Annotated in this window: 25 protein-coding genes and 1 tRNA gene; 18 read left to right on the forward strand and 8 right to left on the reverse strand. The window is 65.5% G+C overall.

Annotation, left to right across the window (positions count from 1 at the left end; all coding sequences use genetic code 11):
- Positions 1 to 13 precede the first annotated feature (13 nt).
- On the forward strand, positions 14 to 358 hold the full coding sequence (locus ACQR0W_RS10750) for a Lin0512 family protein (protein ID WP_315712523.1): 345 nt from the start codon (positions 14 to 16) through the stop codon (positions 356 to 358).
- 1,134 nt (positions 359 to 1,492) lie between these two features.
- Entirely contained in the window at positions 1,493 to 2,473 is a 981-nt protein-coding gene (locus tag ACQR0W_RS10755; protein ID WP_316170377.1) for a glycerophosphodiester phosphodiesterase family protein, read from the forward strand.
- A gap of 83 nt (positions 2,474 to 2,556) precedes the next feature.
- Here the strand turns inward: ACQR0W_RS10755 and ACQR0W_RS10760 are convergent, their stop codons facing one another.
- Positions 2,557 to 3,897, reverse strand: a complete 1,341-nt coding sequence (locus ACQR0W_RS10760; protein ID WP_315826759.1) for a TROVE domain-containing protein — start codon at positions 3,895 to 3,897, stop codon at positions 2,557 to 2,559.
- Positions 3,898 to 4,073: 176 nt separating this feature from the next.
- Positions 4,074 to 4,148: transfer RNA gene (locus ACQR0W_RS10765), tRNA-OTHER, on the reverse strand.
- A 1,144-nt stretch (positions 4,149 to 5,292) separates the two neighbouring features.
- Here ACQR0W_RS10765 and ACQR0W_RS10770 point away from each other — a divergent pair.
- Together ACQR0W_RS10770 and ACQR0W_RS10775 are read left to right on the forward strand one after the other, a co-directional pair.
- Positions 5,293 to 6,372: an Acg family FMN-binding oxidoreductase gene (locus tag ACQR0W_RS10770; protein ID WP_316186904.1), complete on the forward strand. Its 1,080-nt coding sequence runs from the start codon at positions 5,293 to 5,295 to the stop codon at positions 6,370 to 6,372.
- A gap of 79 nt (positions 6,373 to 6,451) precedes the next feature.
- The gene (locus ACQR0W_RS10775) at positions 6,452 to 6,679 is read left to right on the forward strand and encodes a hypothetical protein (protein ID WP_316164666.1); all 228 of its coding nucleotides are present in this window, start codon (positions 6,452 to 6,454) and stop codon (positions 6,677 to 6,679) included.
- Positions 6,680 to 6,681: 2 nt separating this feature from the next.
- Here the strand turns inward: ACQR0W_RS10775 and ACQR0W_RS10780 are convergent, their stop codons facing one another.
- Positions 6,682 to 7,029, reverse strand: coding sequence for a hypothetical protein (locus tag ACQR0W_RS10780; RefSeq protein WP_316235119.1), 348 nt, complete (start codon positions 7,027 to 7,029; stop codon positions 6,682 to 6,684).
- A gap of 151 nt (positions 7,030 to 7,180) precedes the next feature.
- Here ACQR0W_RS10780 and ACQR0W_RS10785 point away from each other — a divergent pair, with 151 nt between their 5' ends.
- Together ACQR0W_RS10785 and ACQR0W_RS10790 are read left to right on the forward strand one after the other, a co-directional pair.
- A complete protein-coding gene (locus ACQR0W_RS10785; protein WP_315749889.1) occupies positions 7,181 to 7,885 on the forward strand; it encodes a glutathione S-transferase family protein in 705 nt (234 codons plus the stop codon).
- Positions 7,882 to 8,862, forward strand: coding sequence for an oxygenase MpaB family protein (locus tag ACQR0W_RS10790; RefSeq protein WP_316186906.1), 981 nt, complete (start codon positions 7,882 to 7,884; stop codon positions 8,860 to 8,862). The genes ACQR0W_RS10785 and ACQR0W_RS10790 overlap by 4 nt, the downstream gene beginning before the upstream one ends.
- A gap of 30 nt (positions 8,863 to 8,892) precedes the next feature.
- On the opposite strand, the gene ACQR0W_RS10795 is transcribed toward ACQR0W_RS10790, so the two are convergent.
- The gene (locus ACQR0W_RS10795; protein WP_316186907.1) at positions 8,893 to 9,297 is read right to left on the reverse strand and encodes a hypothetical protein; all 405 of its coding nucleotides are present in this window, start codon (positions 9,295 to 9,297) and stop codon (positions 8,893 to 8,895) included.
- Positions 9,294 to 10,922: a tyrosinase family protein gene (locus ACQR0W_RS10800; protein ID WP_316186908.1), complete on the reverse strand. Its 1,629-nt coding sequence runs from the start codon at positions 10,920 to 10,922 to the stop codon at positions 9,294 to 9,296. Before ACQR0W_RS10800 ends, ACQR0W_RS10795 begins: the two co-directional genes overlap by 4 nt.
- A gap of 107 nt (positions 10,923 to 11,029) precedes the next feature.
- Between ACQR0W_RS10800 and ACQR0W_RS10805 the strand changes: the two genes are divergently transcribed.
- Together ACQR0W_RS10805 and ACQR0W_RS10810 are read left to right on the forward strand one after the other, a co-directional pair.
- Positions 11,030 to 11,620, forward strand: a complete 591-nt coding sequence (locus ACQR0W_RS10805; RefSeq protein WP_316170387.1) for a histidine phosphatase family protein — start codon at positions 11,030 to 11,032, stop codon at positions 11,618 to 11,620.
- Positions 11,621 to 11,734: 114 nt separating this feature from the next.
- Complete coding sequence (locus ACQR0W_RS10810) at positions 11,735 to 15,043, forward strand: DEAD/DEAH box helicase (RefSeq protein WP_316235118.1); 3,309 nt, start codon at positions 11,735 to 11,737, stop codon at positions 15,041 to 15,043.
- Positions 15,044 to 15,089: 46 nt separating this feature from the next.
- On the opposite strand, the gene ACQR0W_RS10815 is transcribed toward ACQR0W_RS10810, so the two are convergent.
- Positions 15,090 to 15,284, reverse strand: coding sequence for a hypothetical protein (locus ACQR0W_RS10815; protein ID WP_315712501.1), 195 nt, complete (start codon positions 15,282 to 15,284; stop codon positions 15,090 to 15,092).
- Between the two features lie 218 nt (positions 15,285 to 15,502).
- Between ACQR0W_RS10815 and ACQR0W_RS10820 the strand changes: the two genes are divergently transcribed.
- From ACQR0W_RS10820 to ACQR0W_RS10865, 10 genes are all read left to right on the forward strand, one after another.
- Positions 15,503 to 15,859 (forward strand): ArsC family reductase, encoded by a 357-nt coding sequence (locus ACQR0W_RS10820; protein ID WP_315826764.1) that lies wholly within the window; start codon positions 15,503 to 15,505, stop codon positions 15,857 to 15,859.
- A gap of 275 nt (positions 15,860 to 16,134) precedes the next feature.
- Complete coding sequence (locus ACQR0W_RS10825; protein ID WP_315712499.1) at positions 16,135 to 16,890, forward strand: ABC transporter ATP-binding protein; 756 nt, start codon at positions 16,135 to 16,137, stop codon at positions 16,888 to 16,890.
- Positions 16,883 to 17,629 (forward strand): ABC transporter ATP-binding protein, encoded by a 747-nt coding sequence (locus tag ACQR0W_RS10830; protein ID WP_315712498.1) that lies wholly within the window; start codon positions 16,883 to 16,885, stop codon positions 17,627 to 17,629. The genes ACQR0W_RS10825 and ACQR0W_RS10830 overlap by 8 nt, the downstream gene beginning before the upstream one ends.
- A 115-nt stretch (positions 17,630 to 17,744) precedes the next feature.
- A complete protein-coding gene (locus tag ACQR0W_RS10835) occupies positions 17,745 to 18,968 on the forward strand; it encodes an ABC transporter substrate-binding protein (RefSeq protein WP_315712497.1) in 1,224 nt (407 codons plus the stop codon).
- Positions 18,969 to 19,047: 79 nt separating this feature from the next.
- Positions 19,048 to 19,911: a branched-chain amino acid ABC transporter permease gene (locus ACQR0W_RS10840; RefSeq protein WP_315712496.1), complete on the forward strand. Its 864-nt coding sequence runs from the start codon at positions 19,048 to 19,050 to the stop codon at positions 19,909 to 19,911.
- Between the two features lies 1 nt (position 19,912).
- Entirely contained in the window at positions 19,913 to 20,881 is a 969-nt protein-coding gene (locus ACQR0W_RS10845; protein WP_315712495.1) for a branched-chain amino acid ABC transporter permease, read from the forward strand.
- 143 nt (positions 20,882 to 21,024) lie between these two features.
- On the forward strand, positions 21,025 to 21,669 hold the full coding sequence (locus ACQR0W_RS10850) for a DUF47 domain-containing protein (RefSeq protein ID WP_315712494.1): 645 nt from the start codon (positions 21,025 to 21,027) through the stop codon (positions 21,667 to 21,669).
- 14 nt (positions 21,670 to 21,683) lie between these two features.
- Positions 21,684 to 22,691, forward strand: a complete 1,008-nt coding sequence (locus ACQR0W_RS10855) for an inorganic phosphate transporter (protein ID WP_315749899.1) — start codon at positions 21,684 to 21,686, stop codon at positions 22,689 to 22,691.
- Positions 22,692 to 22,830: 139 nt separating this feature from the next.
- Complete coding sequence (locus ACQR0W_RS10860; RefSeq protein WP_315749901.1) at positions 22,831 to 24,450, forward strand: peptide chain release factor 3; 1,620 nt, start codon at positions 22,831 to 22,833, stop codon at positions 24,448 to 24,450.
- A gap of 309 nt (positions 24,451 to 24,759) precedes the next feature.
- The gene (locus ACQR0W_RS10865; protein ID WP_316203610.1) at positions 24,760 to 25,236 is read left to right on the forward strand and encodes a GDSL-type esterase/lipase family protein; all 477 of its coding nucleotides are present in this window, start codon (positions 24,760 to 24,762) and stop codon (positions 25,234 to 25,236) included.
- Positions 25,237 to 25,278: 42 nt separating this feature from the next.
- Here the strand turns inward: ACQR0W_RS10865 and ACQR0W_RS10870 are convergent, their stop codons facing one another.
- Positions 25,279 to 25,686 carry a response regulator transcription factor gene (locus ACQR0W_RS10870; RefSeq protein ID WP_315749903.1) on the reverse strand — a complete coding sequence of 136 codons (408 nt, stop codon included), beginning with the start codon at positions 25,684 to 25,686 and terminating at the stop codon, positions 25,279 to 25,281.
- Positions 25,683 to 26,549: a S1C family serine protease gene (locus tag ACQR0W_RS10875; protein WP_315826767.1), complete on the reverse strand. Its 867-nt coding sequence runs from the start codon at positions 26,547 to 26,549 to the stop codon at positions 25,683 to 25,685. The genes ACQR0W_RS10870 and ACQR0W_RS10875 overlap by 4 nt, the downstream gene beginning before the upstream one ends.
- Between the last annotated feature and the right edge of the window lie 12 nt (positions 26,550 to 26,561).

Here is a 26,561-nt window from a genome sequence, read left to right on the forward strand (position 1 = left end):
AGGGAAACACGACATGGCGCGCGTCCGCTGTATCACCGAGATGGGCATGGGCGTCGACGTCCATGGCCGCGACGCCACCAAGGCGGCCAAGCGCGCGGTGTCGGACGCGATCCGCCATTCCAGCCTCGGCTTCTTCCGCATGGTCGGCAAGACGCCGCAGGACATGTTCGTGGACGTCACCATCGGCGTGCCGAACCCGGAGGCTGTCGACACCGCTGCAGTGGCCAAGGAGCTGCCCTATGGCACGGTGACCGTGACCGCGGTCAAAGGCGGGCTGGAGATTGCGGCCGAGGCCGGCAGCGATGCCATCATCATCGCCAATGCGGCGGTGCTGGTCCATCTCGACGACGGCAAGTGACGCTCTCGCGCGGGGGTCATGCGCGTGGCGTTCTGATGTGAATGTCAAACAGCATGTCATCGCGATCCCGCGGCACGTTGCGCGCCCGGGTGATGATCGTACGGTGTCCCTCTTTGAACAGAGGGCGCAGGGAAGGCCGGGTATCCGCTGATACCCGCGGCCCCCGTGCGTGAAGAAGTGCACGGGGCAGGAACCACAGGCTCAGCCGGACGATCCCGGCCTTCCCTGCGCAACGGTTGGACGGCTTATACGTGCTCTCCTCGGGGACCGGGCTTTGTTGCCCCCGTCGCCGGCCGATCATCATCTCAGCCGGCTTGACCTCGGCATCGGGAGGCCGGGACCACACGATTTCGCCGGCGCATCCTGCCGTTCGTCCGCACGGCAAGGCCATGCTGCGGCAGAGCTGCGCCCATCGCATCCCGCCTCCACGTTCGTGACGATCGCGAAGCGCCCCTCATGGCGAGGCGGGACGGGCGCAGTGTTTCATAGATTCCGAAAAAGCGAAAGGAAAATCTGGCCTGCGTTTAACTGACACCGGCGAACGCATTGAGAGCTTTGCCGGAAAAAATCTCCGGCGTGAGTCCGCGAAAGGCTGATCCGATGTCGCGGCTGCGACTCGGCGCGCGAATCCACGCCCTTTGAGTCGCCCGACGGGCAAGTTCCGTTGCTCGGGAGATCGTTCCGGGCATGGCGACACGACAGTTGCGTCCGTCCTTCGAACGCCATGGAACGGCGCGTGCGCGCAGGGTCAGCTCGAAATGAGTTCGCCGGATCGCGCCGGTCCAGCTCGTCAGGGCAGGCGGATCTCGGTTTCGCCATCGGGCCCGATGAGCCTCAGAACACCGGACGCGCCCTCGCCATTGGCGAGATATCGATAGCTGTCAGGGTATTTGCGTGGGGAATGCCGAGGAGTCCGGCAAGCTCCGACAATCGGTCTTCGGCGAACATGAATGGCTTGGCGGCGGACGACGCAACGACGCCTGCAGCAGCCAGCCGAAGTTCGGCGACGACCGTTCTGATGCAGGCTCGCGATCGGCGTGCCGGATGCAAGAATGCGTGATCCCCGCGCGAGAGCTTTTGCACCCACGAGGGTTGGACGCAATTCGGCTCGAATCGTCACGGAATTGGCAGGGTATGAGCAGATTCTGGAAATGCGCCGGCATGACGGCATTGCTGTGCGTCGGCTTGATGTTCGTCAACAACACCAGCTTGCTGGTGTCGAAAACTGCTGGACAGGCGATCGTTCTGGCTCATCGAGGTGTGTCGCAGCAGTTCGATCGCACCGGCCTGACGAGCGAAACCTGCACCGCGGCGCGGATGCTGCCGCCGACGCATGAGTATCTCGAGAACACCATCGCCTCGATGCGCGCCAGCTTTCTGGCCGGCGCCGATATCGTGGAATTCGACGTGCACCCAACCACCGATGGCCAGTTCGCGGTGTTCCATGACTGGACGCTCGACTGTCGCACCGATGGCAAGGGCGTCACGCGCGAGCATGCGATGACGGCGTTGCGGCAGCTCGACATCGGTTATGGCTACACTGCCGATGGCGGCCGCACCTTTCCATTCCGCGGCAAGGGCGTCGGCCTGATGCCGTCGCTGGACGAGGTGCTCGCAGCCTTTCCGGACAAGGCTTTCCTGATCAACGTCAAGAGCAATGATCCGGCGGAAGGCCGACTGCTGGCGGATGCTCTGGCGCGCTTGCCTGGCGCGCGACGGGCGCGACTGACGGTCTATGGCGGCGACGCGCCGATCGCGACGCTCAGGGCGTCTCTGCCGGATCTCAAGGTCATGTCGCGCGGCATGCTGAAGAGCTGCCTGGTCCGCTATCTCGGCTATGGCTGGACCGGCCTGGTGCCGTCCGCGTGCCACAACATGATGGTGCTGGTCCCGATCAATGTCGCGCCGTGGCTGTGGGGCTGGCCGGACCGATTCCTCGCGCGCATGACGCGCGCCGAAAGCAGCGTCTTCGTCGTCGGCTCCTATAGTGGTGAGGCGTTCTCGGCCGGGCTGGACACACCGGACGACATCGCCAGGTTGCCCAAGAACTTTACCGGCGGCGTCATGACCGACGAGATCGAAACCGTGGCGCCGCTGCTGAAGCAGACGCCTTGAAGCAAGCAGCGCACGTCGGCGCCGAATGTGCCTGGTTAACGGAAGACCCGGGCGCGTCCGTGACGCGTCCGGGTCCGTTGTCGTCAGTGCAGGGTCGCGCCGCGCAGAGTCTCCTCATGCGCCGCGATCCAGGCGATCACGGCCTCGGAGAAGCCGTCGACCCGCGTCCAGGGTCCGTAGCCGACCCCGTGCTGGTACGACGCCACGTTGACCATGGTCCCGCGCGCCTTGGGCGCCGGCACCGCATCGTGACTCTGCTCGTCGGTGAAGACGATCAGGCGGTCTCCCTTGCGGTCGACCTCGCCCACCGCACGCCCGAGATAGGTCCCGGAATGCGGCTGCGATCCGAGGATCGCGTCGCGCAGCGCAAAGCCACGCCGCGGCGGCACCTTCACGACCTTGTCGCTGAACGTGAAGATCTCCACCTCGTCGCAGACCTCGCGGGCCAGGATCGCCAGCCCGCACGCCGCGTCCGCGCGCGTCATCTCCGACTTCGCCGACAGCGATGCGAACATCGAGCCGGAGACGTCGATCAGCAGCCGCGTGCGGCCCGGAAGCCGCGCGTAGCCCTTGATCGACCGGAGCATCGCGGCCTCGAGCTCGGGCTCGAAGTCCGGCGCGTGCCGGGCCGCCGTGATGAACCGATACGGCAGGATCCTGTCCGTCCGCATCGTCTCGATCGCGGCCGCGATAATCGACCGCGACACCCCGGCCTGTTGCATCAGGCGCAGGTTGCGCAGCAACGCCAGCGCTCCGAGCCGCTTCTCCGAGAGCAGCCGCTCGAAGCTCGCGCGCTTGTCCGCACCGGCCGAGAGCGCGACCTCCCAGGTGTCGGGTGACGGCAGCCCGCCATCGGCGAGCTGCTTCCACACCGCCTCCTGCGCGGCGTCCCTGGGCCGAGCGTGCACCAGGAACAGCACGTCGCGAAGCCGCACCGGTCCCTCGCGGTCATACTTCGCGAGCTGATAGGCGTCGAACTTGGCGAACGCCTTCGCCAGCCCCTTCTTGACCTGCGCCGAGACCGGCTGCCGCTTGCGCTGCTGCTGCGGACCCAGAGAATCCGCCCAGTAGATCGCCAGCAGCTCGGTCATCTCGTCCGGCCGCTGGATGATGCGCGACAGCGTCTCGGCGACCAGCGCACGGTGCGTGGGCAGCCGCGCCATCTCGCGGGCGACGAGCAGCGGCGCATGCCGCAGCTTCATCTCCTCGCGTGCACGGACCGCGAGCTGAGCCACCTCGCGCGGCTCGACCAGCGGCACCAGCGCCTTGATGCGCGCGGCGATCGCGATCCCGTCCTCGTAGAACTGGTCCTCCCACAGCAGGCAGCTCATCAGCGTGCGCTGCAGCGCCTGCTCGGGCGCGAGCTGCCGGGACGGCGCACCCTCATGGGTGAAGGCGCGCAGGAACTTGTTGAGCCTGACCATGATGGCCTCCTCTCTGGGTTGATGATGGATGGAATGGCCGGAGCACCGGCCGTCACGCATGATCTCGTCTCGGAGACCATGCGCGGCAGGGGACCGCGCGCCGGGAACGGGCGAATGCTGAGTTCCGCTCCACTGGCATGGAGCGGATAGTGCTCTGCCGCTGAGCTACCGGCGCATGGAACGCCGGATGGGAGTCGAACCCACGACCTCTCGATCCGCAATCGAAGTATCAGCACTCTTCACCACGGCGCGTGGAAGAAGGCGGCGCAGCAGGTAGCTGCGCCGTAACGACGTGACCGCCTGTTCGATGAGGGTCACCGGTTGAGATGGACCACGAGCCGGGAACAGGCGACGACTGAGACCCGGTCGCTGAGAGACCGGACAGCGCTCTGACCTCTGAGCTACCGGCAGGACACCGGGCGGGAGTCGAACCCGCGACCTCTGGCGTGCAAGGCGAAGTAACAGTCGTCTTCACCACGGCTCGTGGATACGTTCGGCGGGGAATAAGCGATGCTGTCGCTGCCCCAATGGGGCGCTCGGTTTCAACGAAGTAACAGACATCTTCACCACCGCCTTGGCCGCCCGGCGGTCACCGAGTGGCGTTGATGGCATGCTGGGGAACAGGCGGTCTCGGCGATCAATGACGCCAACGCAGGTCATCCGAAAGAAGAACAACCGCAACCCGCGACACGACGGCCCTCGCATGGCCGCCTCCACGGTACGTGACGCCATAGGCGGGATTCGAACCCGCATCACCAATGGCACGAAGGAGCCGACACCTTCACCACCAGCAGCTCCCGGCCGCAAGCGGCCGGGAATTCAAATAGCTTGTCTGCGGCGCTCTTCGGCGCCGCATGTTGCGAGCTCCTTGAAGCTCGCTCTGTCATCGGTGTCCGGCGTTGCCGCCTCGTTCCCTCCGACAGGCCCCGCGCGCTCGGGCCGCGCGCATTACCTGCGCGAGCCCCGGGATCCGGGTCTCCCGTTCCGGCTGACAGCCGGGACTTCCGTTGGTTTCGCCGTGCAGCCGGTTCGCCTGAGGGCAACAAAAAACCCTCCGGAGCGGCTGGCTCGGGAGGGTCCGTGTGATGCGGACTGTCGATCTTGCCTCAAGCAAGATCGCTCCCCCGAGCATGGCGTGCGCCATCCACCGGCATGACGCCGTTGGACGTGCGGATGAAGTGTTCGTAGCCGAAGGACATCGTCTTGCTCATGTTTGAGCGCGGGCGCAGTCGCTCGCGAGGCCGCGGGACATACGCCGCTTTGTTGGTGCTGTCAACAGCATGGAGTCGATGTTCTTGCCGGCTGCCGCGGCCTTGATCTGCAACAACGCGCCGATGCGGAGCATGCTTATCGTGAGGACATCGAGGTCGCGGCGAGAATTGTGAGCGCATGGCCATGAACCGACGGCAGGTCCTGATAGGCAGCGGCGGCGCGCTTGCGGCGGCCGCGCTCGGCGCCGGCACCTGGCGCGCCGCGACCGGCACGATGCGCGCCTATGACGACTATATCGCCCGGTTGCGCGCACCGCTGTCGCCCGAGATCACCGATGTCATCCGTTACGCGACACTCGCAGCCAACGGTCACAACACGCAGCCATGGCGCTTTCGCGTGACGCAGGATGCGATCGAGATCATGCCCGATCCGTCACGGCGCACGCCGGTGGTCGATCCGGACGACCATCATCTGTTCGTCAGCCTGGGCTGCGCCGCCACCAATCTCGCGATCGCGGCGGCTGCAAGCGGCCGAAGGGGCGAGGTTGCCATCGATGGGCAGACGGTGCGCTACAGCTTTATGAACGCCGAGCCGCATGACGATCCGCTATTGCCTGCGATCGTCCGCAGACAGTCGACACGTGCCGACTACGACGGACGCGCCGTGCCGTCAGGCGATCTTGCGGCGTTGCAGGTGGCAGCAGCCACGCGAGGCGTCGATCTCATACTCATTACGGATCGTACCGTGATTGCGGCCATCCGCGACCTCGTCGTCGCCGGCAATGACGCCCAGATGCGCGACGTCGCGTTCATGCGCGAGCTGAAGTCCTGGCTGCGCTTCAATCCGCGCAGCGCGATGGCAACGGGTGACGGCCTGTTTGCACCCGCGAGCGGCAATCCGTCGTTGCCGACCGCGCTCGGCGGCATCGCGTTCGACCACCTCTTCGATGCGGCGGCAGAGAACGACAAATATGCGCGCCAGATCGGCTCATCTGCCGGTCTTGCCGTGTTCGCAGCCGAGAACGCCGATCCCTCGCACTGGATCAGGGTCGGGCAGGCGTGCCAGCGCTTTGCGCTCGAAGCGACGCGCCTAGGCCTCAAGCTCGCCTTCATCAACCAGCCGGTAGAGGTGGCTGCGGTGCGTCCCGAACTGGCGCGCGTGATCGGAACGACGCGGCGGCCGGATCTCGTGTTGCGTTTCGGCTATGGTCCTACGCTGCCGTTCGCGCCGCGGCGGCCGGTCGCAGACGTGCTGGGTTCATGAGTCGTTCCTGTCAATCTTGACGGATTTGCGACTCGGTGCATTGCTTCGCTGCATGTTCGAGAACACCCGATTGGCACGCATGAGCGACGGGCATTATTGCCTGGTGCGCGACCTTGGCCTGGTCAAGGGCGGCAAGGGCATGCGCCATCACGAAGTGGTGGTGGATTTCAGCTATCGCGGCATGAAGCTGTTTGCCAAGCAGGGCGCGTCGTCGCTGATGCGCAGGGTCGCGGCGAAGCTCGCGCAGCATGACGCCACCTCGAAACTGCCGGCGCTGCTGCGCGTGCGCCTGCGCGAGCCGCAGTAGCGTCAGCGCTTCCGCCGAAGCTCACCGCGCTGCGGCGTAATCGATCGTTTCGGGTCGTAGGGGCTGTCCGGATTGACGTCGAGATCGACGTCGGCGACGCAGTGTTGCGGCTGGCGATGGCTGCCCCCGGAATGCCAGCGCCCCTGGCGCAGCTCGACCTCGCTGATGTCAGCGACATCGAAGCACTTCCATTGGCCGCCCGGCGGCAGGCCGCTGCTCGCGCCGCCCGCGAACTGGAACGCGAGCACGCGCTCGCGGCCGGCGGTGTGGCCGAGGATGATCGGGCAGATCGCGCGGGCGAAGCCCCCATACGTGCACAGCACCGGCTGGCGCGTGATCATCGCCTGCATGATCAACTGGTAGGTCGGGCTCGGCATGCTGGCTTTCTGCACGATGCAGCAACATAAGACCGTCGGCCGCATGCGGTTCCGCATCGAACCTTGCAGCGGCGGCTCACGGGCTTAGATTGAGGCCTCAGCGACAAAGCGAGCAAGAGCCACGATGTCCGATCTCTCCAGCTTTCCGATCACCACGCGCTGGCCGGCGCAGCATCCCGACCGCATCCAGCTCTATTCACTGCCGACCCCGAACGGGGTGAAGGTCTCGATCATGCTGGAGGAGACCGGCCTGGCCTACGAGCCGCACACGATCGATTTCGGCAAGGACGACCAGAAGACCCCTGAATTCCTCTCGCTCAATCCGAACGGCAAGATTCCCGCGATCATCGATCCCGACGGTCCCGGCGGCCAGCCGCTCGGCCTGTTCGAATCCGGAGCGATCCTGCAGTACCTTGCCGAGAAGACCGGAAAATTCCTGCCGAACGATCCGGCGCGGCGCTGGCAGACGATCCAGTGGGTGCATTTCCAGATGGGCGGCATCGGTCCCATGTTCGGGCAGCTCGGCTTCTTCCACAAATTCGCCGGCCGCGAGTACGAGGACAAGCGGCCGTTGCAGCGCTATGTCGCGGAGAGCAGGCGGCTGCTCGGCGTGCTCGAGGCGCGGCTCGATGGCCGGCAGTGGATCATGGACGCCGACTACACGATTGCCGACATCGCGACGCTCGGCTGGGTGCGCAACCTGATCGGGTTCTACGGCGCGCGCGACATCGTCGCCTTTGATGAGCTGAAGCACGTGCCGGCCTGGCTCGAACGCGGGCTGGCGCGACCGGCGGTACAGCGCGGGCTGGAGATCCCGCAGCGGCCGTGATCGTCAGCGATGCCGATTTCGAACGGTGCTTGGCCGAGGTGCTGTCCGCGCCGGCCACGCCGGGCGATGCCGTGCTGCCGTCCGACAGCGTGATGTGGCGCGTGCATCGCGAGGCCGCGCTGTTTCTCGGCGCCGGCCGCGCGCTGCTGTTGCAGCTCGCCCATCCCTGGGTGGCGGCGGGCATTGCCGAGCAGTCCAAGGTGTTCGCCGATCCGCTCGGCCGTTTCCACCGCACCTTCAGCATCGTCTACACCATGGTGTTCGGCACGCGCGCGCAGGCGGTCGCGGTGGCGCGGCGGCTGTATCGGCGGCACGCCGCGGTCGACGGCGTGATGCCGGAGACGGTCGGACCGTTTACGGCCGGCTCGCGCTATCGCGCCAATGACGTCGACGCGCTGCGCTGGGTCCATGCCACCCTGGTCGAGACTGCGATGATGTCCTACGGCCTGCTGTGCCGCCCGCTCGACGATGCCGAGCGCGAGCAATATTGGCGCGAGGCGACGCGGTTCGCGGGCCTGTTTGGAATTCCACACGAGGCCATGCCGCCGGACTGGGCGTCGTTCAAGGCCTATACGGCCGAGATGATGGCGTCGGAGACGCTCACGGTCGGCCCGGCGGCGCGCGAGATCGCGCAGCGTATCTTCTCCGGCGAGGCGACCCTTATCGGACCGCCGCGCTGGTTCACGGCGTTGACGGCCGAGATGCTGCCGGAGCGGCTGCGGCTTGCGTTCGCGCTGCCCTATGGCGAGCGCGAACGCCGCAGCGCGGCGCGCACCAGGCGGTTTCTGCCGCGCGCCTATGCGATGCTGCCGGAGAGATTGCGTACCGTCGGCCCCTATCAGGAGGCGATGGCGCGCATCGAGGGGACGACGTGTCCGCCGTTCACGCGGCTGCTCAACCGCGTCTGGATCGGACAGCCCAGCATGGCGAGCCCGTTCGAGCAGCGCGCAGAACGTGCGCGGAGCGGGACGGTCTGAGTCCGGCGCGCTTGCGGCGCAGACGACGGATCATGGCCGCGGAGCAAGCCTGAGCGTGATGCCGCGAACCTCCTGCGGCGTCGGCGCGCGGCTGCCGCCGGGTTGGCTGATGCTGAGACGGATCGACAGGCGTCCACTCTTGATCGCCTCCTTCGGCACCGGAAGCGCGTAGGTGCCGGCCTCCGCGCCAGTGCGAAGGCCGAATGGCGAGATGGTCCCGAGCGGCATCCCGGACGCCGTCGTCACCGTCACCTCCTGGCCTCGCCCCAGTGCGCCCAGGCTGATCTCGACGACGGGAGCCTCGCTCGCATCCAATGGCCGCGGCACGACCAGATCGACGGCTCTGAACGGCTCCGCGGCCAAGGACGAGGCCGGCCGCAGCACCGCACAGAGCAGCACGGCGCAGGTCCGCAGCGCGGCGCGCCTGCCGTTCATCGGCGCAGCGGTCCGACCGAGAGCGCTTTCAGCGTCGGCGCAGTGCCGACGCCGCCCGAGGGCACGACGCGGATGCTCAGCGGCTGGTTGGGCGCGGCCCGCAGGGCGGAGAAGGCCTCCTGCTTCGTCGGCAGCGGCACCGCGAAACTAGCATCCGTGGTCATGGCCATGCCCGGCATCATCGATCCGAAAAAGGCGATGGTGCCTGCATAATATGGGCTGTCAGCCGTGACCTTGCTGACGTTGGCGGGCGCGTTGACCAGGACGTCGAATTCGCGCACGGTCGAATAGCCGCTCGGGCGGGGCAGCGTGATCTGCGCCATCAGCGGCTGCGGCCGCGCTGCCGCCAGATGCGCTTCGAGCGCATCGCCAGGGATCCTCACCGTGCCCACGTTGGCCTTGACCGAGCCCTGCTGCGGCTTGGCCTGCGGCGCCGCGGCGACCGCGGGCGGATTGACGATGTCCTCGCCGAAGCCCGGCGTATAGTCGTAGTCGAAGCGGTCGGTCGAGATGTAGTCGCCGGCCTTGCTGGGGCCGACATAGCCGCCCTTGCCGTCGGCGTAGAACAGGAACGGCTCGTCGGAGAACGTCTTCAGGTCGGCGCCCTGCGGCAGATAGGGCAGCTTGAGCCGCTGCTGCTTGCGCGTCCAGACATCCCAGAGCCGGTCCATGTTCGAATGGTGCAGGAAGAAGATCGGATCGACCGGCGACAGGAAGTTGGTCATGTTGCCGTAGGGGCCGGGATCGAGCGGACCGACGCCGCCGATGTAGTTGTGGACCTTGTTGTGCGGCAGGCCTTCCAAGGTCGAGAACTTGGTCGCGCCGTTCGGCTGGTTGTTGTGTGAGGCGGTCTTCGAGCTGGTGAAGCTCAGATAGTTGTCGACGTTGTAGAAGTCGGTCGGCAGCAGGCCCGCCATGATCACGAAGGGCGAGACGTCGTAGGCGGTCTTGGCATCGAGCTTCGGATTGTCGCGCGACAGATAGCGTGAGGCGCAAGTGGTCGCGAACGCCTCGTTGCCCGAGATGCCGGCGTTGGCGGAGGGCGAGAAGCCGGTGACGTCGTTCCAGAGATCGTCGATCGACTTGTAGCCGCGAATCTCGAGCTGGCCGCGCTGATCCTTCGACAGGCCGTTCCAGTAATCGGTCAGCGCCGGCTTGATCAACGCGGTGAAGACCGCGAGATTCGCGGTGAACGGCTGATACGCCTTGTCGGTCGGCGTCAGGGCGCCGTCGAACATGCCGGCGGGAATTTCCGGCAGCTCGGTCCAGTCCCAATAGGGCAGCGCGAAATCGTCGTCGCCGCTGAGCGCGCGGATCGATTGCTCGAAATAGCCGAGATAGCCGCGATGCCAGACGTAGAACCACCAATTGCCGTGCGGGCAGTCCATCAGGTGGATGAACGCGTTGCGGAACCAGTTCTGCGGATGGTTTGCGGGGAGCTGCAGCATGGCGGCGACGCCTTTGGCGTAGCTCGCCAGCATCTTCTGGCCTTCCGCGCTGGTGACGCTGTGGCGGCGATATTTCGCGGCGGCGCGGCTCGGCCTCGGCGAGATGACCGTGCTGGCTGCCGCCACCGCGGCCGTCGCCAGGAATGTCCGGCGGGTCTGTCGCAATCCCATGCTCATCTGAAATGAATCCTGGTTGGAAAAACGCCATGATGCGTTCTCGCGATTGCAATCTCAAGTAGCAATTGCGTGTGATGGATGTATGATGCCACCTGAGAGGTTTGCCGATGAACGCGCTGACGCTGCTGATCATCCGCCATGCCGAGAAGCCCGATGGCGACGCGACAGGCCCGGGCCTGACCCACGACGGCAAGCCGGACTCGAAGTCGCTGGTGATCTTCGGCTGGGAGCGGGCAGGGGCCTGGACGGCGCTGTTCGGCAGCGGACTGGGCGGCACGGATTATCCGACACCGCAGGCGGTCTATGCCGCCGATCCCGACAGCACCGAGAACGGCTCCGACCCGAGCCGCCGGCCCTATGAGACGGTGCTCGATTTGGCTGCGCGCGTCGGCCTCGACAAGCCGAACACGTCCTTTGCGAAGGGGCAGGAGGCGGCGCTGGTCGAAGCCCTGCTATCGCTGTCCGGCACCGCGCTGGTGGCGTGGGAGCACAAGGCGATCATCTCCGACATCCTGCCACGGCTGCCGGTGAGCAATGAAGACCAGTTACCGACCCACTGGTCCGGCAAACGCTTCGATGTGGTGCTGCGTTTCGATCGCGCCGACGGCGGGGCGGAATTCACGTTCAGCGAGCTCTATCCCTGCCTGATGCCGGGGGATTCCGACAAGCCGCTGAAGAGCGATCCGATGGACGGGTGAACCACCAAGCCGGAGATATTATCCCCATGGAAGAGGGTGCGGCGCGATGCTGCCGCCCGGATCGTGGTAAATGGGTCTGTCGAACGCGCGATCGCGTTCGCCGGATTACAATGCATGCCGCTTCCTTTCAAAAGACCCCAGGCCATCCGGTCCTTCTTCAGCCACGCCGCCTTTCAGAAGGCCGAGCATATTCAGCTTCGCGGAGCGGTTCTCGATCTCGACATCAGCGATGACGGCCGGGAGCTGGCGGCCTCGGTGCAGGGATCGCAATCCTGGCCCTATGAGGTCGAGATCAGGCTGGAGCGGGACCAGCACGGGCGCTTGGACGTATCCGGCACATGCACGTGCCCGATGCAGCACAATTGCAAGCACGTTGCGGCGGTTCTGCTCGAAGCCATCGAGCCGTCGGAGAACGACCTGGATCAGGGGACTCCGCCAAGGGCGGCGGGAAAGACAGCAGGGCAGGCGGGCACGGTGGTGCTGCCGCCAGAGATCAGCGCGTGGCTCAATAAGATCGGCGCGGTCAGCCGTGGCGATAGCTATCCTCCCGCGGTGAGGCAGAGGTTGATCTATGGCGTGCAGCCCCATTCCGAGCCGGGAGGTGCACCTTTTCTGGTCGTCCGTCTGTGGTCGGTCCGGCTGGGCAAGGACGATAGCTTTGCCTCCGCGTTCGCGAAGGTCGATCAACTGCGGACAAGTGCCGCGCATGCGCCGGCGTTCTATCGCGACATCGACATCGCGATCGCGGCGTGGCTTGGACATCAAGTCTATCTCGACGGACAATGGGCGTTCCGGATCGGCTCTGCCGCGCTGCTGAAGCGCATCGTCGAGACCGGCCGGGCGTATTGGCGCGATCATACCGGGCCGCTGCTGCGCTGGGGCGACATCCGCGGCGGCCGCATCGAATGGCAGCCGGTCGGCCTGCGAGGCATCGGCGCAAGGCTCGTGGTCGATGGTCTGACGGCCCTGCATGCCGAGCCGCCCATCTATGCCGACGAGAACAGCGGCGTCGTCGGCGAGGCCGATCCCGGTATAGATCCGCGAACCGCGCATCACCTGCTGAGCGCGCCGACGTTGCCGAAGGCGCTGATCGGCGAAGTGTCCCGGCATCTCAGCCAGCGGCTGCCCGCGCTCGATCGCGCCCTGCTGCCGTCGCCGCCGAGCGAGGTCGTCAAGATCGAGGCCAAGCCGGTGCCTGTTCTGCGCCTGCGACGCGGACCTTATCCCGGCTATGGCTTCCGCGGCGTCCACACCAGCGGGCTTCCACTCGGCGTGATCCGCCTGGCCTTTCGTTACGGTCCGATCGAAATCGAGACCAAGAGCAGCGACAACGGGATGGAGGTGTTCCACGACGGACGGGTGCACCTCGTCACGCGGGCCAAGGCGGACGAGCGAAAGACGTCCAAGCGGCTGAGCGATCTCGGCCTCGTTCCGCTCAAGAAAGTCCAGACCTACAGCTTCGGTGGCCACGGTGACGATCTGACCTTCCCCGACGAAGGTCGCTGGCTGCAGTTCATGCATCGCGAGCTCGAGGCATTGCGGGCGGAGGGATTCGAGATACGGATCGATGATGCCTTCCCGTTCCGGATGGCCGAGTCCTCCGGCCTCATCGACATGGAGATCGAAGGGAGCGGGATCGACTGGTTCGAGTTCGGCTTCAAGATCGACATCGACGGCAAGCCGCATGATCTCGCCGAGCTGCTGGCGCGGCTGCTCGCGCAGCCCGGGATCGTTGACGCGCTGGCCGACGCCGACTCCACCGAGAAGCACATGTATGTGCCGCTGCCCGATGGCCGACACCTGGCGCTCGCGGCCGGCCGCTTCCTGCCGGTTCTGCTGGCGCTGCAGACGATGCGGCTGAGCGGCGGCGGCTTGGATGCGTCGGGCAGGCTCAAGCTGTCTCGTGCGCAACTTGTGCCGCTACTGGCGCACGATCCGGGCGCATTCAAGGGGCCCGATGATCTACGCCGGCTCGCGGATCTGGTGCGGCAGCATCGGCCGGATGAATTGAAGCTGCCGGCCGGCTTCACCGCCACGTTGCGCCCCTACCAGCGACAGGGCGTCGCCTGGCTCGATCTTCTGCGGCAGGCCAACCTCGGCGGCGTGCTGGCGGACGACATGGGCCTTGGCAAGACCGTACAGGTGCTGGCACTGCTGGCGCTGGAAAAGGCGCGCGGCGAGCTGACGGCGCCGGTGCTGATCGTGGCGCCGACCAGCCTGATGACCAACTGGTGCAACGAGGCCGCCAAATTCGTTCCCGATCTGAAGGTGCTGGTGTTCCACGGCGCCGCTCGCAAGGAGCTGATCGCGCAGATTTCGGAGCACGACGTCGTGCTCACCACCTATCCGCTGATCGCGCGCGACCATGAGCTCATCCTGGGACGGGACTGGCACATGGCCATTCTCGATGAGGCGCAGACCATCAAGAATCCCAATGCCGCGACGACGCGCTGGCTCAATGCGATCAAGGCCAGCCACCGCTTCTGCCTGACCGGCACGCCGATGGAGAACCATCTCGGCGAACTCTGGTCGATCATGAGCTTCGTCAACCCGGGCTATCTCGGCGACAAGACTGCGTTCACGCGCAACTGGCGCACGCCCATCGAGAAGGAAGGCAATACGATGCGAGCGGCGGCGCTGACCCGCCGCGTCAAGCCGTTCCTGCTGCGGCGGACCAAGGAGGAGGTCGCGTCCGAGCTGCCGGCCAAGGTCGACATCGTGGAGACCATCGCGATCGACGGCAAGCAGCGCGACCTCTATGATTCGATCCGCGCGGCGATGGCGAAGAAGGTGCGCAAGGCGCTGGATGAGCGCGGCCTTGCCCGCAGCCACATCATCGTGCTCGAGGCGTTGCTGCGGCTGCGCCAGGTCTGCTGCGATCCGCGGCTGGTGAAGCTCGACGACAAGGTCGAGCGCCCCTCGGCCAAGTTGGACCGGCTGATGGAGATGGTCGAGGAACTGCTCAGCGAGGGGCGCAAGATCATCATCTTCTCGCAGTTCACCTCGATGCTCTCCCTGATCGAGGAGCGTTTCGAGACAGCTGATATCGACTACGAGCTGCTCACGGGCGACACCCGCGATCGCAAGCGGGCGATCGAGGCGTTTCAGAGGGGGGACAGCCCGGTGTTCCTGATCAGCCTGAAGGCCGGCGGAGTCGGCCTGAACCTGACGGCGGCCGATACCGTCATCATCTACGATCCCTGGTGGAATCCCGCCGTCGAGGCGCAGGCGATCGACCGCGCGCATCGCATCGGCCAGGACAAGAAGGTCTTCGTCTATCGCCTGGTGACGGCCGGGACGATCGAGGAGAAGATCGGTGAACTCAAGCTGCGCAAGCATGCGCTGGCCGATTCACTGTTCGATCGCGAGGGCAATGTCGGCAAGGCGCTGACGGAGGAGGATATCGCCGCGCTGCTGTCCTGACGGCGTGTGGAGATGCGTTGCGCGTGGCATCCGTTATTTTGTGCGGTCACGCCAGCGCGATGCGCTCGCGCGTCTCCTCGACCCAGGCATGGGCGGCGAACCATTCATGGTAGATGCGGCAGTGCGGGCAGTATGCGCGCGAGAAGAACACGGGCATGCGCTGAAAGCGCGCGGCGTCCATTTCCATCCCTGTCTCGATGCTGCGGCCGGTCTGCGGACAACGGACCATGATCTTGCCCATTCGCGGTCTCCTGTTCGTGGGCCAGATACGCCGGGGATGCGAAGAAAATGTAATGCTCAGCCGACAGTTTCGTGGCAAAGGTCGGAGTGAATTCCGACCGGGGAACGCGCGGCGTCGCTGCATCAAAAGCGGGTGAATCCCGCTGCAAAATGCACGGTCGATTGTCGCAACGCGGGACATCCGCCGCGGTCGGACACGATTGTTTGAGGACGCGTGGCATGAGCATCACGATCTACGGAATCAAGAACTGCGACACGATGAAGAAGGCGCGCGCCTGGCTCGACGATCACGGCGTCGCTTACGAATTCCACGACTACAAGACCGCCGGAATCGACAAGGCTAAACTCAAGGCATGGAGCGACGAGCTCGGCTGGGAGGTGCTGCTCAATCGCGCCGGGACGACCTTCAAGAAGTTGCCCGACGCCGACAAGAACGGACTCACCGAGAGCAAGGCGATCGCGCTCATGCTGGCGCAGCCTTCGATGATCAAACGCCCGGTGCTCGATCTCGGCGGCCGCCGCGTGGTGGGTTTCAAGCCGGATCTCTACGCAAAGGACGTGAAGGCTGCGACGTAGTTGGAGCCGCGATCGCCGCGCGCGTGCAGGAAAATGCCGGTGGTATGATTTTCTATGTCAGCGGGAAATACCGGCCGATTTCAACGCAAGGTCCGCCGGCCGCCTTGCGACGTCGTTGCCCAGCTTTCCGCCTTGCCTAACTCCCTCGATTGACGGCATATTCCGGCGCGAAGCGGTCGCGGGTGGCGACGAGGAATCGTCCAGCCGTCCGGCAGAGCCGCCGTACAGGAAGAAGCGAGGGCCAGGCGCTGACGGCGCCGGCTTGGGGGGAATCTTTGGCTGACGAGTTCATTCTCGAGACCCACGGATTGACGAAGGAATTCGCGGGATTTTTTGCCGTTCGCGATGTTTCGCTCAAGATCCGCCGGGGCACCATTCACGCGCTGATCGGCCCGAACGGGGCCGGCAAGACCACGTGCTTCAACCTGCTGACGAAGTTCCTGACGCCGTCGGCCGGCAAGATTCTCTATAAGGGTCAGGATATTACGGCGACGGCGCCGGCCGACGTGGCACGGCTCGGCCTGGTCCGCTCGTTCCAGATCTCGGCGGTGTTTCCGCATATGACGGCGCTGGAGAACGTCCGCGTCGCCCTGCAGCGGCAGCATGGCTCGTCGTTCGACTTCTGGCGCTCCAAGAGCGTTCTGAACCGCTTCAACAGCCGGGCGCTCGAGCTGCTCGACGACGTCGGCCTCAGCGAGTTCGCCAATATTCCGGCAGTCGAAATGCCCTATGGGCGCAAGCGCGCGCTGGAGATCGCGACCACGCTGGCGCTCGATCCGGAGATGATGCTGCTGGACGAGCCGATGGCCGGCATGGGCCACGAGGACATCGACAAGATCGCCGCGCTGATCAAGCGCATCTCCGCCAAATACACGATCCTGATGGTCGAGCATAATCTCAGCGTCGTCGCCAACCTCTCCGACACCATCACCGTGCTGACGCGCGGGCAGGTGCTGACGGAAGGGCCGTATTCTGAGCTCTCCAAGGATGAGCGCGTCAAGGAAGCCTATCTGGGAGCCGGACATGCCTGAGGTGATGACGGCCACGAAGCCAGGGCAGGCGGCTGCGACCAGCACCATTCTCGACGTCAACAACCTCGAGAGCTGGTACGGCGAGTCCCACATTCTCCACGGCATGAACTTCAACGTGAATGCCGGCGAGGTCGTCACCCTGCTCGGGCGCAACGGCGCCGGCAAGACCACGACCCTGAAATCGATCATGGGGATCATCGGCAAGCGCACCGGCTCGGTTCAGTTCAACGGCCAGCAGCTGATCCGCATGACCTCCGACAAGATCGCGCGGCTCGGCATCGCGCTGTGCCCGGAGGAGCGCGGCATCTTCGCGAGCCTCGATGTCCGCGAGAACCTGCTGCTGCCGCCGGTTGTGCGGCCGGGCGGCCTGACGCTCGACCAGATCTTCGAGCTGTTTCCGAATCTGAAGGAGCGGCTGAAGAGCCAGGGCACCAAGCTTTCCGGCGGCGAGCAGCAGATGCTGGCGATCGCGCGCATCCTGCGCACCGGTGCCAGCTTCCTGATGCTGGACGAGCCGACCGAGGGTCTCGCGCCCGTCATCATCCAGCAGATCGGCCACACCATCGCGCGGCTGAAGAAGGAAGGCTTCACGATTCTCCTCGTCGAGCAGAACTTCCGTTTCGCCTCGACGGTCGCTGATCGCTACTACGTCGTCGAGCACGGCAAGGTCATCGACGGCTTCGCCAATGCCGATCTGTCGGCCAACATGGACAAGCTGCATACTTATCTCGGCGTCTGACCAGCGCCAGCGGCGCTGACCTGGCAGTTCCTTCCGCGGTTTTCTCGCGGTTTTCTTGGTAGAATCTCTTGGCAGTTCTCTTGGCAGTTTTCTTGGAAAGTTCTGGAAGTTGGAAATGAAGAGCAAATTCATCGCGTCGCTGCTGCTGGGAACGGCACTCACTCTCGCCGCTGGCAGCGTCGCTTCGGCCGGCGACAAGACCGTCAAGATCGGCGCGCTGTCCGATCAGTCGGGTCTTTATGCCGATCTCGGCGGTCCCGGCTCGACACTCGCAGCGCAGATGGCGATCGAGGATTCCGGCCTCACCGCGAAGGGCTGGAAGATCGACGTCATCTCCGGCGATCACCAGAACAAGCCGGATATTGGCACCTCGATCGCGCGCCAGTGGTTCGACGTCGACAAGGTCGACGTCATCGTCGACGTGCCGAACTCGGGCGTGGCGCTGGCGGTGAACAACGTCGTCAAGGAAAAGAACGGCGTCTACATCAATTCGGGCGCTGCGACCTCGGATCTCACCAACGCGCAGTGCTCGCCCAACACGGTGCACTGGACCTACGACACCTACATGCTCGCGCACACCACCGGCCAGGCGCTGGTCAAGGCGGGCGGCTCGACCTGGTTCTTCCTGACGGCAGACTACGCCTTCGGCGCCGCGCTGGAGCGCGACACCACGGCGGTCGTGACCGCCAATGGCGGCAAGGTGATCGGCGGCGTCAAGCATCCGCTCAACACCTCCGACTTCTCCTCCTTCCTGCTGCAGGCGCAGTCGTCGAACGCCAAGGTCATCGGCCTCGCCAATGCCGGCGGCGATACCACCAATACGATCAAGCAGGCGGCTGAGTTCGGCATCAATAAGGGCGGCCAGAAGCTTGCCGCGCTGCTGTTGTTCCTGACCGACGTCAAGTCGATCGGGCTCGACATCGCGCAGGGCCTCAACTTCACCGAGACCTTCTACTGGGACATGAACGACCAGACCCGCGTCTTCTCCGAGCGCTTCGCCAAGCGCATGAAGAACGGCGCGCCGCCGACCATGGTGCAGGCGGGCGTCTATGCCGGCTTGATGCATTACTTCAAGGCGCTGGAGGCGCTCGGCGAGAACCCGCATGACGGCGTCAAGATCGTCGACAAGATGAAGTCGATCCCGACCGACGATGCGCTGTTCGGCAAGGGCGAGATCCAGCCGAACGGCCGCACCATCCACACCGCCTATCTGTTCGAGGTCAAGAAGCCCTCGGAGTCCAAGGGCCCGTGGGATCTCTACAAGCTGGTCGGCTCGGTACCGGGCGACCAGGCCTTCACGCCGCTCGACAAGAGCGCGTGCGCCTTGTTGAAGAAATGAACCGCTGTGGCTCCGGCGGCTGAACGTCGCCGGGGCCGCCATCTTCTGGGAAACGCCGAGAGAAAACAGAAACAAGACGATGCAGGCCCTCTACGCACAGCTCCTGGTCGGACTGATCAACGGCTCGTTCTACGCGCTGCTCAGTCTCGGGCTTGCCGTCATCTTCGGCATGCTCAACATCATCAATTTCGCCCATGGCGCGCTCTACATGATGGGCGCGTTCTGCGCCTATTTTCTGCTGAACCTCGGCGGCATCAATTATTGGTGGGCGCTGCTCCTGGCGCCGATCATCGTCGGCATCTTCGGCATGGTCCTCGAGCGCACCATGCTGCAATGGATTGCCGGGCTCGACCATCTCTACGGACTGCTGCTGACGTTCGGATTGGCGCTGATCATCCAGGGCGTGTTCCAGAACTTCTTCGGCTCGTCCGGCCTGCCTTATGCGATCCCGGATCAGCTCCGCGGCGGCATGAACCTCGGCTTCATGTATCTGCCGGTCTATCGCGGCTGGGTCGTCATATTCTCCCTGGTCGTCTGTCTAGCGACCTGGTTCCTGATCGAGCGGACCCGGCTCGGCGCCTACCTGCGCGCCGCCACCGAGAATCCGACCTTGGTGCGGGCGTTCGGCATCAACGTGCCGCGCATGATCACGCTGACCTACGGCCTCGGCGTCGGGCTCGCGGCGCTGGCCGGCGTGTTGTCGGCGCCGATCAACCAGGTGCGGCCGCTGATGGGCGAGCACATCATCATCGTGGTGTTCGCGGTGGTCGTGATCGGCGGCATGGGTTCGATCATGGGCTCGATCATCACCGGCTTCCTGCTCGGCGTGATCGAGGGACTGACCAAATATTTCTATCCCGAGGCTTCCAACACCGTGGTCTTCGTTCTGATGGTCCTGGTGCTGCTGGTGAAGCCGACGGGTCTGACCGGACGGGCGGCCTGACATGACATCCATCACCGACGCAACCCTGCCGATCACCCCGCGCGCGATGCGCGATGAGATGATCGTGTTCGTCATCATGACAGCGCTGCTGGCGATCGTGCCGTGGACCGGGCTCTACCCGTTCTTCGTCATGCAGGCGCTGTGCTTCGCGCTGCTGGCCTGCGCCTTCAACCTCCTGATCGGCTATGGCGGCCTGCTGTCGTTCGGCCATGCGATGTTCCTGGGAACGGCCGGCTATTGCAGTGCCCACGCGCTGAAGGTGTGGGGGCTGCCGCCCGAGCTCGGCATCCTGACGGGCGTCGCCGGATCGTTCGTCCTGTCGGTGATCACCGGCTACATCTCGATCCGACGCCAGGGCATCTATTTCGCGATGATCACCCTGGCGCTGTCGCAGCTCCTGTACTTCATCTATCTGCAGGCGCCGTTCACCCATGGCGAGGACGGCATCCAGGGCATTCCGCAGGGCCGGATGTTCGGCATCCTCGACCTGTCCAAGCCGACGGTGCTCTATTACGTCGTGCTGGTCGGCTTCCTCGCCGGCTTCCTGCTGATCTTCCGCACCATCAACTCGCCGTTCGGCGAGGTGCTGAAATCGATCCGTGAGAACGAGCAGCGCGCGATCTCGCTGGGCTACAAGACCGACCATTACAAGCTGCTCGCCTTCATCCTGTCGGGGACGCTGGCGGGCCTCGCCGGTGCGCTGAAGGTGTTCGTCGCCCAGAATGCCTCGCTGACCGACGTCGAGGTCGGGATGTCCGGCCAGATCGTGCTCATGACCCTGGTCGGTGGGCTCGGCACCGTGTTCGGCCCCGTCGTCGGCGCGTTCGTGATCGTCGGCATGCAGCAATATCTGTCCGGCTTCGGCCAGTGGGTGACGGTGATCCAGGGCGTGATCTTCGTCGCCTGCGTGCTCACCTTCCGCCGCGGCGTCGTCGGGGAAATCGCCCATCTGTTCAAGCGATCCCTCTAAGTCATTGATCTGAAAAGAGATCGTCGAAAGGGCAGAAAGCGGTGGATGATCCGGCCACCGCTTCTGCTGGTGCGCGATCCGGAGTATGACAGTTCTGTGACGGGCCGGCCCTGGCCCGTTTCGGAATGGATGGATCTCGTCCCATGCTGCACTGGTTTCGCGCCGTCCTCCCGCGGGAGGAGCGGTTTTTCGATTTGTTCGCCCGCCACAACAAGGTGGTGATTCAAGGCGCCCATGCGCTGCAGGACATGCTGCAGGGCGGCGACGACATCCTCAGGCATTGCCAGCGCGTCAGCCAGCTCGAGAACGAGGCCGACAACATCACCCGCGAAGTGCTGACCGCTGTCCGCCGCACTTTCATCACCCCATTCGACCGCGGCGACATCAAGAACCTGATCACCTCGATGGACGACGCCATCGACCAGATGCAGCAGACCGCCAAGGCCGTGGTGCTGTTCGAGGTCAAGGAGTTCGAGCCGACCATGCGCGAGATGGGCACCTTGCTGGTCGACTGCGCCAACCTGATCGGAAAGGCGTTGCCGCTGTTGCAGGCGATCGGTCAGAACGTGCCGATGATCACCGCGATCACCGAGGAGATGACCAAGCTCGAGGGACGGGTCGACGATCTCCACGACATCGGGCTGAAGGAGCTGTTCCTCAAGCACCGCAACGCCAACACGATGGATTTCATCGTCGGCGCCGAGATCTATGACCATCTGGAGAAGGTCGCCGACCGCTTCGACGACGTCGCCAACGAGATCAATTCGATCATGATCGAACAGGTCTAGGGTAGGGCCGCGCCGTGGACGCTCAACTCGGCCTTCCGATCCTGGTCGGCCTCATCGCCGTCGCACTCGCCTTCGATTTCCTCAACGGCCTGCACGACGCCGCCAACTCGATCGCGACCATCGTTTCGACCCGCGTGCTGCGGCCGCAATATGCGGTGTTCTGGGCCGCATTCTTCAATTTCGTGGCGTTTGGCGTGTTCGGCCTCCACGTCGCCCAGACCATCGGCACCGGCATCATCGATCCCGCCATCGTCGACGCGCAGGTGATCTTCGCTGCCCTGGTCGGCGCCATCGTCTGGAACCTGGTCACCTGGGCCGCCGGCATTCCGTCGTCGAGCTCGCATGCGCTGATCGGCGGGCTGGTCGGGGCAGGGGTCGCCAAGGCCGGCATCTCGGCCACCGTGTGGAGCGGCCTGTCCAAGACCGTGCTCGCGATCGTGCTGTCGCCGCTGGTCGGGCTGGTGCTGGCGATGATCCTGGTCGCGATCGTGTCCTGGGCCTCGGTACGCTCGACGCCGTTCGCGGTCGACCGCGCCTTCCGCATCCTGCAATTCGCCTCGGCCTCGCTCTATTCGCTCGGCCATGGCGGCAACGACGCGCAGAAGACGATGGGCATCATCGCCGTGCTGTTGTACTCGCAGGGCCGTCTCGGCGAGCAGTTCACGGTGCCGTTCTGGGTCGTGCTGTCGTGCCAGGCCGCGATGGCGCTTGGCACCCTGATGGGCGGCTGGCGCATCGTCCGCACCATGGGCCTGCGCATCACCAAGCTCAACCCGATGCAGGGCTTCTGCGCCGAGACCGGCGGCGCCATCACGCTGTTCCTGGCGACGTTCCTCGGCGTGCCGGTGTCGACCACCCACACCATCACCGGCGCGATCGTCGGCGTCGGCGCCGCCCGCCGCGCCTCCGCGGTGCGCTGGAACGTGGCCGGATCGATCGTCTACGCCTGGATCTTCACGATTCCGGCCTCGGCCATCGTCTCGGCGCTGACGTTCTGGCTGGTGTCGGTGCTCCGGCACTGATCCGGGGCGGGCGAGGGGCAACTCGCCGGTTGGAGTTGCGGTGCAAAACGCCTATATGGAGGGCGCGCGGCGGCCGTGATCCCGCGCCTTTCCCATCAAATCGCCCGCTCTCTGGCCCCGAAACGACGTCCGCCGCCTCATGTCCGATACAAGTTTGACGACCGAACAGCCGTCCCGCTCCGCGCTCTCCGATGAGGTCGCGCGCCGGCGCACCTTCGCCATCATCTCGCACCCGGACGCCGGCAAGACGACGCTGACCGAGAAGCTGCTGCTGTTCGGCGGCGCCATCAACCTCGCCGGTCAGGTCAAGGCCAAGGGCGAGCGCCGCAACACCCGCTCGGACTGGATGAAGATCGAGCGCGAGCGCGGCATCTCGGTCGTCACCTCGGTGATGACCTTCGAGTTCGAAGGGCTGGTGTTCAACCTGCTGGACACGCCGGGCCACGAGGACTTTTCCGAAGACACCTATCGCACGCTGACCGCGGTCGACTCGGCCGTCATGGTGATCGACGCCGCCAAGGGCATTGAGGCGCGCACGCGCAAGCTGTTCGAGGTCTGCCGCCTCCGCGACATCCCGATCATCACCTTCATCAACAAGATGGACCGCGAGAGCCGCGACACCTTCGATCTGCTGGACGAGATCGAGAAGACTTTGGCGCTCGACACCACGCCGATGACCTGGCCCGTGGGGCGCGGCCGCGACTTCATCGGCACCTATGACATCCGCGACGGCGGCGTGCGTCTGCTCGAAGGCGGCGGCGCCAAGACCGGCGCGGCGCAGCAAATCGACATCGCCGAGCTCGGCAAGATCAACGCCAATCTCGACATGAGTCAGATCACCGACGAGCTGGAGCTGGTCAAGGAAGCCTGCAAGCCGTTCGACCTGGAGGCATTCCGCGAGGGCCACCTGACGCCGGTCTATTTCGGCAGCGCGCTGCGCAATTTCGGCGTCGGCGATCTGCTCGAAGGCCTCGGCCGCTACGCGCCGTCGCCGCGCGCGCAGGAGTCGAACCTGCGCAAGGTCGACGCCGCCGAGCCGCGCATGAGCGCCTTCGTGTTCAAGATCCAGGCGAATATGGACCCCAACCACCGCGACCGCATCGCGTTCGCGCGGCTGTGCTCGGGCAAGCTCAACCGCGGCATGAAGGCGAAGCTGGTACGCACCGGCAAGACCATGCCGCTGTCGAGCCCGCAATTCTTCTTCGCCCAGGACCGCTCGGTGGCGGACGAAGCTTTCGCCGGCGACGTCGTCGGCATTCCCAACCATGGCAGCTTGCGCATCGGCGACACCCTGACCGAGGGCGAGGATCTCACCTTCGTCGGCGTGCCGAGCTTTGCCCCGGAAATCGTCCGCCGCGTCCGCCTCACCGATGCGATGAAGGCCAAGAAGCTGAAGGAAGCCTTGCAGCAGATGTCGGAGGAGGGCGTCGTGCAGGTGTTCCGCCCGCGTGACGGTGCGCCGGCGCTGGTCGGCGTGGTGGGACCGCTGCAGCTCGACGTGCTCAAGGCGCGGCTCGATGCCGAGTACTCGCTGCCGGTCGAATTCGAGATCTCCGAGTTCTCGCTGGCGCGCTGGATCTCGTGCGACGACAAGAAGAAGCTCGAGGCGTTCATCGCCGCCAACAATTCCGGCGTCGCCGACGACGTCGACGGCGATCCGGTGTTCCTGGCCAAGAACGAGTTCTATCTCGGCTACACCAAGGAACGCGCCGAAGGCATCGTGTTCTCCAACGTCAAGGACGTGAAGAAGAAGGCCTGACGCTGCTGCTCTCCGGTCATTCCGGGGCATCGCGAAGCGATGAGCCCGGAATCCATTTTGCCTCTTGTTCTGTCGCTCAATGGATTCCGGGCTCGCCCTGCGGGCGCCCCGGAATGACGCGTAGAGAGAAACAGGACTCTTCCACAGTCGACTTGGCGCATGCTGCGTGATGAGACCCGTAGCGCCGCGCGCTTTTCACCAGACGACTGGTGAGCTACGCTTCCTCTCACACCAAGCGGGGGGGAAAAGAAAATGCCAGCGGGATCTTTGGGCCGCCTTGTCCGGCGCCAGATGGTGGCACTGTTAGCTGTGTGTGGCTTGGCGTTCGCGGCGATCGGAGCGGCAGACGCCGCCGAGGTGGTCGCGCTGGGCGCCAGCAACACCTATGGCAAGGGCGTCAATCGCGGCGAGGATTTTCCGGCCCAGCTCGAGGCCATGCTCCACGGCAAGGGCGTTCGGGTCAGCGTCGCCAACGCCGGCATCAACGGTGATACCACAGCCGGGATGCTGTCCCGCTTCGACAGCGCGGTCGATGGATCAACCCGCGTGCTGGTGCTGCAGCCCGGCGGTAACGACGCCCGCAAAGGGGTCGGCGACCAGCGCGCCAGCAGCATCAGCGCCATGTTGGCCAAGGCCGCGCAGCGCCGCATCAAGGTCGTGATGGTCGAGAACGGCATGTTCCGTGGCCTGCCGCATCAGGTCGACGGTGTGCATCTGACCCCGGAGGGCTATCGCATGCTGGCCGCATCGCTGCTGCCCCGCGTGATGAGCGGCTTGCGGAAGTAGCTCGCCGCGAGGACGTGAAGCGCGCCGCGCCGGCCTGCGGTCTCACAGCTCGATGATCCCGCGCCGCGCCGCATGCGCCACCGCATCGGTCCGGCCCGTTGCATCGAGCTTGTCGAGCAGCGAGCCGACGTGGAACTTCGCCGTATGTACGGAGATGCCGAGGCTGCGCGCGATCTCCTTGTTGGAGCAGCCCTCGGCCATCAGCGCCAGGACGTCGCGCTCGCGCGCGGTGAGCTGAAAATCATCGATCGCCTGGCCGTCGATCCTGTCGTCGCCGCTGCGCGCCTCATCACTGCCATGCAACGGCGCGACGGCGACGTCGGCGCTCTCGCCGGGCGCGACCAGCGTCAGGCCCGTGACATCGCCGAGCAGCGCCGCCAGCCGGTCGGCCAGCTCGGCATCATCGACCGCGATCGCGATCCTGATCGGCGCGCGCGCCTTCTCGCTCACGCCGGCCTCTCGCCGATGGTCAGGGCGAACTGCACCGGCTCGCCGGCACGCAGCGCTGCGACCTCGACGACGGCGCCGACGCTGTCCGGACCGAGTTCGCGCATCATCGCGCGCATGCCCCTGAACGGCTCCTTGTTGAGAGCGGTGATGACGTCACCCTGGCGCAGGCCGGCGGCCGCGGCCGGGCCGCTTTTGTCGAGGCTCATGATCATCGCACCGAGTCCATCGTCGAGCCGGACCGGCTGCAGGCCGGCACCGAGATAGCCGCGAGCGATGCGACCATGCGTCTCGAGCTTGCTGGCGACCCGTTCGATCGTGGCCGCGGGTATCACGAGCGTCCGGCGCGGGCCGCGCACGGCCATGCCGATCGCGTGGCCCGCAGCGTCGAGCACGAGACCGCCTTCGGCGCTGTGCCGCAGCCTGGTGTCGAGCTCGATGCGCGCATCGATGTCGCCGCCGCGCAGGCTGCGCCAGGCGCCTGCCGATTGCGAGACCATCGCCAACGCCGCGGCCGGCTTGCCCTGATCGGCGGCGACGAGGATGGCCAGAGCGCCGAGCGGCGGCACGCCGCCGGCAAGCGAGGCGGCCGCGACATCCTTGCCTTGGAAGCGGAGCAGGGCGATGTCGGTGGTGTGATCACGCCCGGCGATGGTGACGGGGCGGGTCGTGCCGTCGGCGAAGTCGAGCACGATCTCGCCCTCCTCGGCGAGGGTCTCGTCCGCCGTGATGACGAGGCCCGGCTTCCAGACGAAGCCGGAGGCGCGCGAGCGGTGCGAATGGACCGAGACCAGTGATGGCGCTGCGGCGGCAACAGCGGCGGCCAGCGCGGAGGACAGTGAGGAGAGGGCGGACAGATCGGGCATCGACGGCTCCAT

The organism is Bradyrhizobium sp. HKCCYLRH1034, from assembly GCF_051168375.1.
Classification (GTDB): domain Bacteria; phylum Pseudomonadota; class Alphaproteobacteria; order Rhizobiales; family Xanthobacteraceae; genus Bradyrhizobium.